Origin of the sequence: Rothia halotolerans (genome assembly GCF_004136635.1) — a bacterium.
Classification (GTDB): Bacteria; Actinomycetota; Actinomycetes; order Actinomycetales; family Micrococcaceae; genus Rothia; species Rothia halotolerans.
The window spans coordinates 183,761-197,681 of sequence record NZ_NOIU01000003.1; the positions used below are offsets into that span (position 1 = coordinate 183,761).

Annotated in this window: 9 protein-coding genes and 1 riboswitch; of the genes, 7 read left to right on the forward strand and 2 right to left on the reverse strand. The window is 71.8% G+C overall.

Annotated features, from left to right (window positions below):
• Positions 1 to 5: 5 nt before the first annotated feature.
• The 5 genes from ligA (at position 6) to gatB (ending at position 7,036) form a co-directional block, all read left to right on the forward strand.
• On the forward strand, positions 6 to 2,231 hold the full coding sequence (gene ligA / locus EWV39_RS10625; RefSeq protein ID WP_238148293.1) for an NAD-dependent DNA ligase LigA: 2,226 nt from the start codon (positions 6 to 8) through the stop codon (positions 2,229 to 2,231).
• A 388-nt stretch (positions 2,232 to 2,619) separates the two neighbouring features.
• On the forward strand, positions 2,620 to 3,372 hold the full coding sequence (locus EWV39_RS10630) for a transglycosylase family protein (protein ID WP_337589944.1): 753 nt from the start codon (positions 2,620 to 2,622) through the stop codon (positions 3,370 to 3,372).
• A 257-nt stretch (positions 3,373 to 3,629) separates the two neighbouring features.
• Positions 3,630 to 3,926: an Asp-tRNA(Asn)/Glu-tRNA(Gln) amidotransferase subunit GatC gene (gatC, locus tag EWV39_RS10635; protein ID WP_129659741.1), complete on the forward strand. Its 297-nt coding sequence runs from the start codon at positions 3,630 to 3,632 to the stop codon at positions 3,924 to 3,926.
• Between the two features lie 9 nt (positions 3,927 to 3,935).
• On the forward strand, positions 3,936 to 5,537 hold the full coding sequence (gatA, locus tag EWV39_RS10640) for an Asp-tRNA(Asn)/Glu-tRNA(Gln) amidotransferase subunit GatA (RefSeq protein WP_129659744.1): 1,602 nt from the start codon (positions 3,936 to 3,938) through the stop codon (positions 5,535 to 5,537).
• Positions 5,534 to 7,036 carry an Asp-tRNA(Asn)/Glu-tRNA(Gln) amidotransferase subunit GatB gene (gene gatB, locus EWV39_RS10645; protein ID WP_129659747.1) on the forward strand — a complete coding sequence of 501 codons (1,503 nt, stop codon included), beginning with the start codon at positions 5,534 to 5,536 and terminating at the stop codon, positions 7,034 to 7,036. Before gatA ends, gatB begins: the two co-directional genes overlap by 4 nt.
• Positions 7,037 to 7,189: 153 nt before the next feature.
• Here the strand turns inward: gatB and EWV39_RS10650 are convergent, their stop codons facing one another.
• Positions 7,190 to 9,400, reverse strand: coding sequence for a S9 family peptidase (locus tag EWV39_RS10650; RefSeq protein ID WP_129659750.1), 2,211 nt, complete (start codon positions 9,398 to 9,400; stop codon positions 7,190 to 7,192).
• Positions 9,397 to 10,785: an amino acid permease gene (locus EWV39_RS10655; protein WP_129659753.1), complete on the reverse strand. Its 1,389-nt coding sequence runs from the start codon at positions 10,783 to 10,785 to the stop codon at positions 9,397 to 9,399. The genes EWV39_RS10650 and EWV39_RS10655 overlap by 4 nt, the downstream gene beginning before the upstream one ends.
• 165 nt (positions 10,786 to 10,950) lie before the next feature.
• Positions 10,951 to 11,067: riboswitch (SAM riboswitch) on the forward strand.
• Positions 11,068 to 11,199: 132 nt separating this feature from the next.
• On the opposite strand from EWV39_RS10655, the gene EWV39_RS10660 reads away from it, so the two are divergent.
• A complete protein-coding gene (locus EWV39_RS10660) occupies positions 11,200 to 12,576 on the forward strand; it encodes a bifunctional o-acetylhomoserine/o-acetylserine sulfhydrylase (RefSeq protein ID WP_129659756.1) in 1,377 nt (458 codons plus the stop codon).
• Positions 12,577 to 12,593: 17 nt separating this feature from the next.
• Positions 12,594 to 13,769: a homoserine O-acetyltransferase MetX gene (metX, locus tag EWV39_RS10665; protein ID WP_129659759.1), complete on the forward strand. Its 1,176-nt coding sequence runs from the start codon at positions 12,594 to 12,596 to the stop codon at positions 13,767 to 13,769.
• Positions 13,770 to 13,921 lie beyond the last annotated feature (152 nt).

The following is a 13,921-nucleotide window of genomic DNA, read 5'->3' on the forward strand; positions in this document are numbered from 1 at the left end:
GGATCGTGACTAGCGAAGAGAAGCAGAGGGCAGAGCAGGCGACCCGGGACAGCGAGCGCGAGGTCCCCCGCGAGGAGCTGAAGGAGCGCTACGCCGAGCTCGTGGAGAGCGTGCGCGCCGCCCGCACGGCGTACTACGTCGAGGACGCCCCGAGGATCTCCGACGCCGAGTACGACACGCTGTACCGGGAGCTCGAGCGCCTCGAGGCGGAGAACCCCGAGCTCACCGCCAACGACTCGCCCACCCAGGAGGTCGGCGGCGAGGTCTCCGAGGCCTTCGCGCCGGTCAAGCACCTGGAGCGGATGTACTCGCTCGAGGACGTCTTCTCGGTGGACGAGCTGCGGGCCTGGCTCCAGCGCGCCGCGGTCTCGATCGAGAACGTGCGCCCCGGCAGCCGGCCGGCCTGGCTGACCGAGCTGAAGATCGACGGCCTGGCGGTCAACCTGCTCTACCGCGACGGCGAGCTGGTCCGGGCCGCGACCCGCGGCGACGGCACCACCGGTGAGGACGTGACGCACAACGTGGCCACGATCGAACAGATCCCCGGGACCCTCGCGGGGGAGGGGCATCCGAGCGAGATCGAGATCCGCGGCGAGGTCTTCATCGCCTCCTCCGACTTCCGGGAGCTCAACGAGGGCCTGGTGGCCGAGGGGAAGGCGCCTTTCGCGAACCCCCGGAACGCTGCCGCCGGCTCGCTGCGCCAGAAGGACCCGAAGGTCACCGCTCGGCGCCGGCTGTCGATGTTCGTCCACGGCATCGGTTCCCGCACCGGCCTCTCCGCCGCCACGCAGGGCGAGACCTACGACCTGCTGGCCTCCTGGGGGCTGCCGGTGAGCCCGTACACCCGCCTGCTCGGCTCCGAGGAGGAGATCCTCGAGCTGATCGCCCACTACGGGGACCGCCGCCACGACCTGGTCCACGAGATCGACGGCATCGTGGTCAAGGTGGACGACTTCCGCACCCAGCAGCTGCTGGGCCACACCTCCCGGGTGCCCCGCTGGGCGGTGGCCTACAAGTACCCGCCCGAGGAGGTCAACACCGAGCTGCTGGACATCCAGGTCAGCGTGGGACGCACCGGCCGGGTGACGCCCTTCGGCCTGATGGAGCCCGTCAAGGTGGCCGGCTCCACGGTGGAGATGGCGACGCTGCACAACCAGGACGTGGTCAAGGCCAAGGGCGTGCTGATCGGCGACACCGTGGTGGTCCGCAAGGCGGGCGATGTCATCCCCGAGATCGTGGGACCGGTGACCGCGCTGCGGGACGGCTCGGAGCGCGAGTTCGTGATGCCCACCCGCTGCCCCTCCTGCGGCACGGAGCTCGCGCCGGCCAAGGAGGACGACGTCGACATCCGCTGCCCGAACTCCCGGTCCTGCCCGGCCCAGCTCTGGCAGACCCTGTTCCACACAGCCGGCCGAGGCGCCTTCGACATCGAGGCGCTCGGCGAGGAGGGCGCGCGGGCGCTGATCCAGCCCGCGGAGCCGGAGCGGCCGCCGCTGACCGGCCTCGCGGGACTCTTCGACCTCACCCCGGAGGACCTGGCCGAGGTCAGGATCGAGCGGGCCAAGCGGGGGAAGGGGGCCGAGCCGGGGGAGACCGAGCTCGTGCCCTACTTCTACACCCGGCCCACCGCGAAGAAGCCCTCGGTGCCCACCAAGAACACCCTCACCTTCTTCGAGCAGCTGGAGGAGGCCAAGGAGCAGCCCCTGTGGCGGGTGCTGGTGGGGCTGTCCATCCGGCACGTCGGCCCCACCGCGGCGCGCGCCCTGGCCACGGAGTTCGGCTCGATGAGCGCCATCCGCGAGGCGGGCGAGGAGCGGCTGGCCGACACCGACGGCGTCGGGCCGACCATCGCGCGCGCGGTCACGGAGTGGTTCGCCGAGCCGTGGCACCGGGAGATCGTGGACCGGTGGGCCGCCGCCGGCGTGCGGATGGAGGACGAGCGCGACGCCTCGATCCCGCGGGTCCTGGAGGGGGTCACGGTCGTGGTGACGGGCACGCTCGAGGACTTCACCCGGGACTCCGCGAAGGAGGCGATCATCCTCCGCGGGGGCAAGGCCTCGGGCTCTGTGTCGAAGAACACAGACTTCCTCGTGGCGGGTGAGAACGCGGGCAGCAAGCTGGACAAGGCCGAGCAGCTGAAGATCCCGATCCTGGACAACGAGAGCTTCAAGACCCTCCTCGCGGAGGGGCCGGATGGCGTTTCACCTAGTCAGGACGATGACGAAGAATAAGTCGTTCGACTTGACAACGTTACCCCTCCGTGATCTTAAGCATAGGGCGAGGGGTTGACCCCCGCCGCGCGGGCCTCATAGTCTGGCACGCGTGCCTCATGAGCAGATCGGATGCAGTTCCGTGATGCGGGCCGAAAAATGTTGAGCTTCCATCAAAATTTTGGTTGCCAACTCCAAAATCGTTATTGTATCGTTATAAACGTTCGAGGCCGTGAGGCTCGAACCTCACCGCGCGGAAGTGCGCGGATCTACATGCTGGGTGCTGCCGTAACACCGGACGTCGTCTACAGGGCAGACACCTGAAACAGAACCCCAAAGACATCTAGGGGTAGACGACGGCGCGCAGAAGTCCAGGGATGGATGGAGCGTAGGTGGCCCGAGGAGCATCGTGAACACTACTTCCAACATTCGCCGTAACGCCCGCCGCGGTGCCGCCGCTCTGGTGATCGGCGGCGCAGCCGCTGCAACCCTGTCGATGCCGGCCAACGCCGCCTCGACCGACACCTGGGACCAGCTGGCCGAGTGCGAGTCCGGCGGTAGCTGGGACACCAACACTGGCAACGGCTTCTCCGGCGGCCTCCAGTTCACCCCGAGCACCTGGTCCGCCTTCGGCGGCCAGGGCGACCCCCAGAGCGCCTCCAAGGCAGAGCAGATCAGCGTTGCCGAGAAGGTCCTCGACGGTCAGGGCTGGGGCGCATGGCCCGCCTGCTCCGCTTCGCTGGGCCTGGGCGACGCCGACAAGGCCGGCACCGCCTCCGTGGCCGACTCGGCCCCGCAGCAGCAGGAGCAGACCGAGGCCGTCGCGCCGCAGTCCTCCAACGTCGAGGCCTACGAGGCCCCGGCTCAGGCTGAGGCCCCGGCCCAGCAGGCCGAGGCTCCGGCTCAGGCCGAGGCCCCCGCCCAGACCGAGGCCGCCGCCCCGGTCCAGGAGGCCTACGAGGCCCCGGCCCAGGTCGAGGCCCCCGCCGCTCCGGCTCAGGCCTCCGCCGGTGAGCACACCGTCGCCGCCGGTGAGACCATCTCCTCCATCGCCGCTCAGCACGGCGTCTCCTGGGAGGAGCTGGCCTCCGCCAACGGCACCGTGGTCTCCGACCCCAACCTGATCTTCCCGGGCCAGGTCCTGGAGATCCCCGCCGCGTAAGTGGCTGATCCCCGGGCCTCGCCCAGCGAGTCCGAGTGATCTCCGTCGCACCCCGTCCTGTTCGCAGGGCGGGGTGCGACGCTTTTAACGGTCGGCACGGCGTCCTCGACGGCCCGGACGGCGTCGTCCACAGGCTCCTGGCGGATGCGGGCCCCGTGCGGGCCCGTGACTAGACTGGGCGGAGGGTCCCGGGCGCCGTCGGATGGACGGCAGCGCGCCGCCGGGCCAACCGAGCCATCAACCGAGCAGGAGAATGCATGTCTGCCATCAGCCGTGATCAGGTCGCGCACCTCGCGAACCTGGCGCGCATCGAGATGGGCGACCAGGAGCTGGACCTCATGGCCGCCGAACTCGACGTGATCGTCGACGCCGTCGCCTCGGTCGCCGAGGCGCCGATCCAGGACGTCCCGCCCACCTCACACCCGATCGCCATGTCCAACGTGCTGCGCGAGGATGTCGTGGAGGAGGGACTCACCAGCGAGGAGGCCCTGATGAACGCGCCCGACGCCGAGGACGGGCAGTTCAAGGTCCCGGCCATCCTGAACGAAGACTAAGAGGAGCAGATGACCGTGAGTCGCAACGAACTCGTCCAGCTGTCCGCCGCCGCGGCGGCCGCGAAGCTCGCCGCCGGCGAGGTCTCCTCCGAGGAGCTGACCCGGGCGCACCTGGAGCACATCGCCTCGACCGAGGGCGAGGCCCTCGACGCCGCTGACCGCTCCCGCGGCACGAGCGGCCTCAACTCCTTCCTGCACGTCGCGCAGGAGGAGGCCCTGGCCACCGCCCGTGGCGTCGACGCCTCCCGGGCCGCCGGGGACGATCTGCACCCCCTGGCCGGCGTGCCGGTCGCGGTGAAGGACAACATCGTCACCCGCGGCATGCCCACCACCGCCGCCTCCCGCATGCTGGAGGGCTGGCTGAGCCCGTACGACGCGACCGTCGTCGCCAAGCTCCGCGAGGCCCGCATGCCGATCCTGGGCAAGACCAACCTCGACGAGTTCGCCATGGGCTCGTCCACCGAGCACTCGGCCTTCGGCGCGACCCGCAACCCCTGGGACCTGGACCGGATCCCCGGCGGCTCGGGCGGTGGCTCCGCGGCGGCCGTGGCCGCCTTCCAGGCCCCGCTGGCGCTGGGCAGCGACACCGGCGGCTCGATCCGCCAGCCCGCGGCCGTGACCGGCTCGGTCGGCGTCCACCCCACCTACGGCTCCGTCTCCCGGTACGGGGCCATCGCGATGGCCTCCTCCCTGGACCAGATCGGCCCGCACGCCCGCACGGTGCGCGACGCCGCGCTGCTGCACGAGGTCCTGGGCGGCCACGACCCCCGCGACGCCACCTCCCTGAAGGACCCCGTCGGGCCCTACGCGGCCCAGGCCGCCGAGGGTGCCGCCGAGGGCGGGCTGCGCGGGATGCGGGTCGGCGTCGTGAAGGAGCTCCTCGACGCCGAGGGCATCCAGGCCGGCGTCTCCCAGCGCTTCCGGGAGTCGCTCGAGGCCCTGCGCGCCGCCGGCGCCGAGGTCCTCGAGGTCTCCCTGCCCAACCTCAGGTACTCGCTGGGCGCGTACTACCTCATCATGTCCTCGGAGGTCTCCTCCAACCTGGCCAAGTACGACGGCGTCCGCTTCGGCTCCCGCACGCTGCCCGAGGACGGCCCGGTGACCATCGAGCGGGTCATGGCGGCCACGCGCGCCGCCGGTTTCAACCCCGAGGCCAAGCGCCGCATCATCCTGGGCACCTACGCCCTCTCGGCGGGCTACTACGACCAGTACTACGGCGCGGCCCAGAAGGTGCGCACGCTGGTCATGCGCGACTTCGAGCAAGCCTTCGGCCAGGTGGACGTGCTGGTCTCGCCCACCTCGCCGACCACCGCGTTCCCGGTGGGGGAGAAGGTCGAGGACCCGCTGGCGATGTACCTCAACGACATCGCCACCATCCCCGTGAACCTGGCCGGCGTCCCGGCGATCTCCGTCCCGGGCGGCCTGGCGCCGGAGAACGGGCTGCCGGTGGGCGTCCAGTTCGTCGCGCCCGTCCGCGAGGACGCCCGCCTGTACCGCGCCGCGGCCGGTCTGGAGGCGGCGCTGGAGGCCGAGTGGGGCGGGCCCCTGCTGGACCGCCTGCCCTCGACCGAATCCCTCATCTCCGCACGCACCGAAGGAGCCGCCAAGTGAGCGACGAGACCCTCTCCTTCGACGAGGCCCTCGCCAAGTACGACCCCGTGCTCGGCTTCGAGGTGCACGTCGAGCTGAACACCAGGACCAAGATGTTCGACGCCGCCCCCAACGCCTTCGGGGACGTGCCCAACACCAACACCACCCCGGTCTCCCTGGGCCTGCCGGGCGTCCTGCCCATGGTCAACCGCACCGCGGTGGAGTCCGCCATCAAGCTGGGACTCGCCCTGGGCTGCGAGATCGCGCCGGTCAGCGAGTTCTCGCGGAAGAACTACTTCTACCCGGACACGCCCAAGAACTTCCAGACCTCGCAGTACGACAAGCCGATCGCGGAGAACGGATCGCTCGACGTCGAGCTCGAGGACGGCACCGTGTTCACGGTGGACATCGAGCGGGCGCACATGGAGGAGGACGCCGGCAAGCTCAGCCACATGGGCGGGGCCGGGCGCATCCAGGGCGCCTCCTACTCGCTGGTCGACTACAACCGGGCGGGCGTGCCGCTGATCGAGATCGTCACCCGCCCCATACGCGGGGCGGGTGAGCGGGCCCCGGAGCTGGCGCGCGCCTACGTCGCGGCGATCCGCGAGATCGTGAAGAACCTGGGGATCTCCGACGCCCGCATGGAGCGGGGCAACGTCCGCTGCGACGCCAACGTCTCGCTGATGCCCAAGGGCGCGGACACGCTGGGCACCCGCACGGAGACCAAGAATGTGAACTCGATGCGCTCGGTCGAGCGCGCCGTGCGTTACGAGATCTGCCGTCACGCGGCGGTGCTGGACTCGGGCGCGCCGATCGTCCAGGAGACCCGGCACTGGCACGAGGACACCCGGGAGACCACCTCGGGCCGCCCGAAGTCCGACGCCGACGACTACCGCTACTTCCCCGAGCCGGACCTCGTCCCCGTGGTCACCGACGCCGAGTGGATCGAGCGGCTGCGCGCCGAGCTGCCGGAGCCCCCGGCCGAGCGGCGTCGTCGGCTCAAGGCCGAGTGGGGCTACTCCGAGGAGGAGTTCCGCGACGTCGTCAACGCCGGCGTGATGGACCAGATCGAGGAGACCATCGCCACCGGCGCCTCGGCGGCGGTCGCGCGCAAGTGGTGGATGGGTGAGATCTCCCGCCTGGCGAAGCAGCGCGAGGTGGAGCCGGGCGAGCTCGGCGTCACCCCGGCCACGGTGGTCGAGCTGAACCAGCTGATCGAGAAGGGGGAGATCAACGACAAGATCGCCCGCCAGGTCCTCGAGCACGTGCTCGACGACGAGGGGACCCCGGCCGAGGTCGTGGAGAAGCGCGGCTTGGCGGTCGTCTCCGACGAGGGAGCGCTCTCGACCGCTGTCGACGAGGCCCTGGCCGCGATGCCCGACGTCGCGGAGAAGATCCGCGGGGGCAAGGTCCAGGCCGCCGGCGCCGTCGTCGGCCAGGTCATGAAGGCCACCCGCGGCCAGGCCGACGCCGGCCGCGTGCGCGAGCTGATCCTGCAGAAGCTCGGCGTGGAGGGCTAGGCCCTCCGGCCGCCGAGCGGACGGCCCGGGGCGGGGAGGCGGTGCGCCTTCCCGCCCCGGGCCGTCTCTGCGGGGCGATGCCTTCCCGCCCCGGGCCGTCTCTGCGCTGCGGGCTCCTCGGCCGACGGCGTGCCGCCCGCCCGCCCGGTCCCGCTACTCGACCACGCCGAGGCAGGCCAGCAGGAAGGCGTACTCCCAGGCCGTGTCACGCCACTGCGTGTACCGCCCCGAGCCGCCGCCGTGCCCGCCCTCCATCTCGGTGCGCAGCAGCACCGGCGCGGAGGAGGCGCTCAGGGACCGCAGCCGCGGCACCCACTTGGCCGGCTCGACGTACAGCACCCGCGTGTCGTTCAGGCTCGTCACGGCCGCGATCGGCGGGTAGGGCAGGGCGCGGACGTTCTCGTACGGCGAGTAGCCCATCATGTACGCGTAGGCCTCCGGGTCCTCGAGCGGATTGCCCCACTCCTCCCACTCCAGCGCGGAGAGCGGCAGATCCGGGTCGGACACGGAGGTCACCGGGTCCACGAAGGGCACGACGGCGAGGATCCCGCAGTACTTATCGGGCGCCATGTTGGCCACCGCCCCCATCAGCAGCCCGCCCGCGGAGCCGCCGGTCGCCGCGATCCGGGCGGCGTCGGCCCAGGGCTGGGCGGCGAGGTGGTCGGTGACCGCCACGAAGTCGGTGAAGGTGTTCAGCTTCCGCAGCTTCTTGCCGTCGGTGTACCAGCGGCGCCCCAGCTCGCCGCCTCCGCGCACGTGGGCGATCGCGAAAACGACGCCGCGGTCCAGCAGGCTCAGCCGGGAGATCGAGAAGCCGGGGTCCATGCTGATCTCGTAGGAGCCGTAGCCGTACTGCAGCACGGGGTGGGCGGCGTCGGGGTCCAGGTCCGCGCGGTGGACCACCGAGACCGGGATCCGCGTCCCGTCCTCGGCGAGCGCCCACTCGCGGCGGGCGGTGTAGCGCGCCGGGTCGTACCCGCCGAGCACCGGGGTCTCCTTACGCAGGCGCAGGGCGCCGGTTGCCGGGAAGTAGTCGTAGCGGCGCGAGGGCGTGACGAAGGAGGTGTAGCTCAGCCCTACGACGGGGGAGTGGACCGAGAACGCCCCGACGCCGGCCGAGTACAGCTCCTCCTCGAAGGCAGGCTCCACAGCCTCGGGCAGCGGCTTCCCCTCCAGGGCCGCCTCGAGGCCGGCCAGCGGCAGGAAGGCGGCCTTGGGCAGGGTGTCCTCCCGCAGGTCCAGCACCAGGTGGGTGGCGGTGAGCCCGACGCCGTGCAGCCGCCTGGTCTCGCTGGGCCCCAGCAGCACGGTGCCGGCCCGCTCCAGCTCCCCGATCCCCGCGGCCTGCCGCGCCTCCTCGAGCGGGACCAGCGTCAGCTGGCCGTTGGGCGCCCCGTGGTCGTGGCTGACCAGGAGGTGGCGGGTACTGCCCAGCAGCACCGGCTCCGCCTCGTAGAGGACCCGCTCCTGGCGGCCGATCACGGTCCAGGCCTCCTCGGCGCGGTCCTCGGCCAGGCCCTCCAGGGGCAGGAGGCGGGCCTCGTTGAACTCCGAGCAGCCGGCGTCGAGCACCAGGTGGGACTCGTCCGAGCTCAGGCCGACGCCGAGCCACAGCGTCGGGTCCTCCTCCCGGGCCAGGACGCGGTCCTCCCCGTCCGAGCCGATGCGGTGGGCCCGCACCTCGTAGGGGCGCCAGGAGGCGTCCACCAGCGTGTAGATCAGGTGGCCGGCGTCGGGGGTCAGGAAGCCGCCGGCGAAGACGTCCTCGAGCCGGTCCGGGAGCAGCTCGCCGGTCTCGAGGTCCCGGACGTACTGGGTGTAGCGCTCGTCCCCGGCGTCGTCCACCGCGTAGGTCAGGTAGCGGCCGTCGCGGGTGACCTGGAAGGCGCCGAGGGAGAAGAAGGGCAGGCCCTCGGCGAGGGCGTTGGCGTCCAGGAGGACCTGCTCGTCCTCCAGCGCCTCGTCCGCGGGGACCTCGGGCGGGGTCCAGTCCCGCTCGGTCTCCCCGGTGGTCCGGGCGGGGACGCGGCAGAAGACGGGGTAGTCCCGGCCCTCCGCCGTGCGGCGGAAGTACCACCAGTCGCCCTTGCGGACCGGCACCGAGAGGTCGGTCTCACGCGTGCGGGACCTGATCTCGCCGAAGATCGCCTCGCGCAGGTCGGCCAGCGGCTCGGTGACGGCCTCGGCGTAGCGGTTCTCGGCCTCCAGCTGGGCGATGACCTGAGGGTCGTCCTTGGCGCGCAGCCACTCGTAGTCGTCGGTGAAGACCTCGCCGTGCAGCCGGCGTTCGACCGGCTCCCGCCGCGTCGAGGGAGCCCGGGCGGCGTCGTTCCAGGGGGATGCTGAGTCAGCGGAAGGAGTCATCCCTCCACTCTACGGCGGGCCGGCCGCAGGGCGAGGTAGAGCGCCGCGAGCACTGCGCACCACACCGCGCCCACGATCAGCGCCAGCCGGGTGTCCTCGAAGAACCCCAGCAGGACCAGGACGCCGAGCATGAAGGCCAGCGCGATCCACGAGCCCGCGGCGCCCAGCGGCGTCGGGAACTCGGTGGGGCCGGCGCCCTCCCGCGCCCGCTGCCGCCGGAACGCCAGGTGGGTGACCAGGATCATGATCCACACCAGGACGGTCGCGAAGGTGGCCAGGGAGGCGACCACCAGGAACGCGTCCTCGAAGAAGTAGTTGAGCAGCACGCCCGCCACCAGCACCACGCCCATGCACGCCACCGTCATCCACGGGATGCCGCGGGAGGAGACCCGGGTGAACGACGCCGGGGCCAGCCCGCGCCGGGCGAGGCCGTAGAGCATGCGCCCGGCGCCGTAGACGTCGGCGTTGATCGCGGAGACCGCGGCCGTGAGCACCACGACGTTGAGGATGTGGGCGGCCGCCGGGATGCCCAGCCCGTCGAAGATCTGCACGAAGGGCGAGTTGCCCGAGCTGATGCCCGACCAGGGGGAGAGCGACATGATCACCGCCATGGTGAGCACGTAGAACAGCAGGATGCGCACGGGGACGGTGTTGATGGCCTTGGGGATCGAGGCCCGGGGGTTCTCCGCCTCGCCGGCGGTGATGCCGATGGTCTCGATGCCCCCGAAGGCGAACATCACCACCGTGAAGCAGGCGAGGAAGCCGGACAGGCCGTTGGGGAAGAAGCCGCCGTCCTCCCACAGGTTGGCCACCGAGGGGGCCGCCTCGGCGTCGAGCCGGACGCCGAAGACCAGCAGCGCGATCCCGCCGACGATCATGGCCGCGATCGCGGTGACCTTCACGACGGTGAACCAGAACTCCATCTCGCCGAACAGCTTCACCTTGGAGAGGTTGATCGCCAGGATGACCAGCACCACCGAGGCCACCCAGATCCAGCTGGGGGAGCCCGGGAACCAGAACTTCATGTACACGGCGACGGCGGTCACGTCGGCGATCGCGACCAGCGCCATCTCGAAGGCGTAGGACCAGCCGGTGACGAAGCCCGCCCAGGGGCCCAGGTAACGGGTCGCGTACTCGGAGAAGGCCCCGGAGACCGGGTGCGCGAGCGCCATCTCGCCCATCGCCCGCATCACCATGAAGACCGCCGCGCCGCCGACCACGTAGGCCAGCAGCACCGAGGGGCCGGCGAACTCGATCGCCGACGCCGACCCGAGGAACAAACCCGTGCCGATGGCCGAGCCCAGGGCGATGAACAGGATGTGCCGGAGGGACAGCCCGCGGGACAGCGGCTGGAGGTCGGTGTCGGACACGGTCGGAGAAGCCATGCGGATCCTTCGGGGTAACGCGGATGGGGGATTCCCGGCGCCCCGGTGCGAGGGGCGGAACCCGAAAGGACAGTGTACGCGTCCGCCGGCGCGCGGCAGCGCCGCGGTCCCGTCACGGGGCGGCCCGCCTTGACCGCGGCGGCCGCACGGGCCAAAATGTTCCCAGGTCAAGAGAACCAGCGACAAGCCCCAGCTAGCTGGTCGGCAACCCTCCAACCGCGGTGGGGTGCCCTGGGTGAGGACCTGGCCGGAGGCGAACACCGCATCCGGCAAGCGCGGGCGCGGTGTGCCCGGCTGTCACGCGGGCGCGGCTCCCCACTCCCCGGTGAACCAGAGGGTTCCGGGTCGAACGGGCGCCTCCGGCCGGTGCGCCGCCGGGTCGCCTCGCCCCCTCGAGACGAGAAGGAGCGACGCATGACCACCGAGGACACCCTGCCGACCCCGTCCCAGCCGCAGGGCTGGAGATTCGAGACCCGCCAGATCCACGCCGGGCAGGAGCCCGACGCCGCGACCGGCGCCCGGGCGCTGCCGATCTACCAGACGACGTCGTACGTCTTCCGTGACGCCGAGCAGGCCGCCGACCGCTTCGGCCTGCGGGAGCTGGGCCCGATCTACTCGCGGCTGACCAACCCGACCCAGGAGGTCGTGGAGAACCGGATCGCGGCGCTGGAGGGCGGCGTCGGGGCCCTGCTGGTGGCCTCCGGGCAGGCGGCGATCACGCTGGCCATCCTCAACGTGGCGCAGGCCGGAGGGCACGTCGTCGCCAGTCCCAGCCTGTACGGGGGCACCTACAACCTGCTGCGGTACACCCTGGCCAACTACGGGGTCGAGACGACCTTCGTGGAGGACTTCGACGATCCCGAGGCCTGGCGCGCGGCGGTCCGGCCCAACACCAAGGCCTTCTTCGGCGAGACCGTGCCGAACCCGCGCAGCGACGTCCTGGACATCGAGCCGCTGGCCGAGATCGCCCACGAGGCCGGGGTGCCGCTCATCGTGGACAACACCGTGCCGACGCCGTACCTGGTGCGGCCCATCGAGTGGGGCGCCGACGTCGTCGTGCACTCCGCCACCAAGTACCTGGGCGGGCACGGCAACAGCGTCGGCGGCGCGATCGTCGACGCCGGGACCTTCGACTACGGTGCGCACCCGGACCGGTTCCCGCAGTTCACCACCCCGGACCCGAGCTACCACGGCCTGGTCTTCGCGGAGGACCTGGGGGCCGAGGGCGCCTTCGGCGTGAACCTCTCCTACATCCTGCGGGCGCGGGTCACCCTGCTGCGCGACCTCGGGCCGGCGATCTCCCCGACCAACGCCTTCAACATCTCCGTAGGGATCGAGACGCTCTCGCTGCGCGTGGAGCGGCACGTGGAGAACGCCCGGAAGGTCGCGGCCTGGCTCGAGGAGCGGCCGGAGGTGACCCGGGTGCACTACGCCGGGGCGGAGTCCTCGCCGTGGTACCAGCGCGGCCTGAAGTACGCGCCGAAGGGCGTGGGGGCCGTGGTCGGTTTCGAGATCGAGGGCGGGGCGCCGGAGGCGAGGTCCTTCGCCGACTCCCTGCAGCTGCACTCCAACGTCGCCAACATCGGCGACGTCCACTCGCTGGTGATCCACCCGGCCTCGACGACCCACTCGCAGCTCTCCGAGGAGGAGCTGCGGGCGGCCGGCGTCGCCCCCGGGTTCGTCCGGCTCTCGGTGGGGCTGGAGCACATCGACGACATCCTGGCCGACCTCGAGCAGGGGTTCCGGGCGCTCGCCGCGCGCCGGGCCTCCGCCGCGACGGCCGCCGAGTAGGGAAGCAGAGCGAACGAGTGACGATCACGGGCACCGGGACCGACCGCCGCACGGGCAGGCAGGACGGGGTGGTGCAGTTCCAGCAGGTCGGCGACCTGGAGCTCGAGTCGGGCGCCGTGCTGCCCGAGGTCACCCTGGCCTACGAGACGTGGGGGCGGCTGGCCGAGGACGGCGGCAACGCCGTGCTGGTGATGCACGCGCTGACCGGGGACACCCACGTGGCCCACGGCTTCGCGGGGGAGGACGCGCCCGAGCTGACCCGCGAGGCCGCCGAGGCCCCCGGTTGGTGGGAGGGGCTCATCGGCCCCGGCGCCGCGATCGACACCGACAGGTACTTCGTGGTCTGCCCCAACATCGTGGGCGGCTGCTACGGCTCCACGGGACCCTCGACGCCGGCTCCCTCCTCGGCGGATCCGCAGTGCCGCCCCTGGGGCTCGCGCTTCCCGTTGGTGACGATCCGCGACTCCGTGCACGCCGAGGCGCGGCTGGCCGACGCGCTGGGCATCCAGGAGTGGTTCCTGGTGCTGGGCGGGTCCATGGGCGGCGGCCGGGCGGCCGAGTGGGCCGTGACCTATCCCGAGCGCGTGCGCAACTGCGCGGTGGTGGCCTCCGGCCCCGCGGCCACGGCGGAGCAGCTGGCCTGGGGGCAGACCCAGTCGCTGGCGATCCGGCAGGACCCGCACTACGCGGGCGGCGACTACTACTCGGGGACCTTCCCCGTGGACGGGCTCGGCCTCGCCCGCCGCATCGCGCACATCACCTACCGCTCGGACACCGAGCTGCACTATCGCTTCGGCCGCCATCCCCAGGGCGAGGAGGACACGGCGGGGCCGCTGGCCGCCCGCCGCGGGCGGTACCGCGTGGAGAGCTACCTGGACCACCAGGCCTCGAAGCTCGCCGGCCGGTTCGACGCGAACTCCTACCTCGTGGTCAACGAGGCCCTCATGAGTCACGACGTCGCCCGCGGGCGGGGCACCCTGCGCGAAACCCTGGCCCGGACGACCTGCGGCTGGACCGTCATCGCGGTCGACTCGGACCGGCTGTTCTACCCGAAGGAGTCCGAGGCGCTCGCCGAGGCCCTGCCCGCGCCGGTCGAGGTGCGGATGATCAGCTCGCCCAACGGCCACGACGGCTTCCTGCTGGAGACCTCGCAGCTGAGCAAGTTCCTGCGGGAGGGCGTCCCGGGGCTCTAGACCTGCGGGAGGGACGCTGGGATCCGCATCGCGTGAGCGGTCCGCCCGCCACGCGGGACCCCGCCTCGCCCCGTTCCCTGCTGTGCCCTGGTGCCCGCAGCCTGCACCCCGGCGCGTCCACAGTGCGGAGCCCGGCTCGGCCCGGGCCGCGC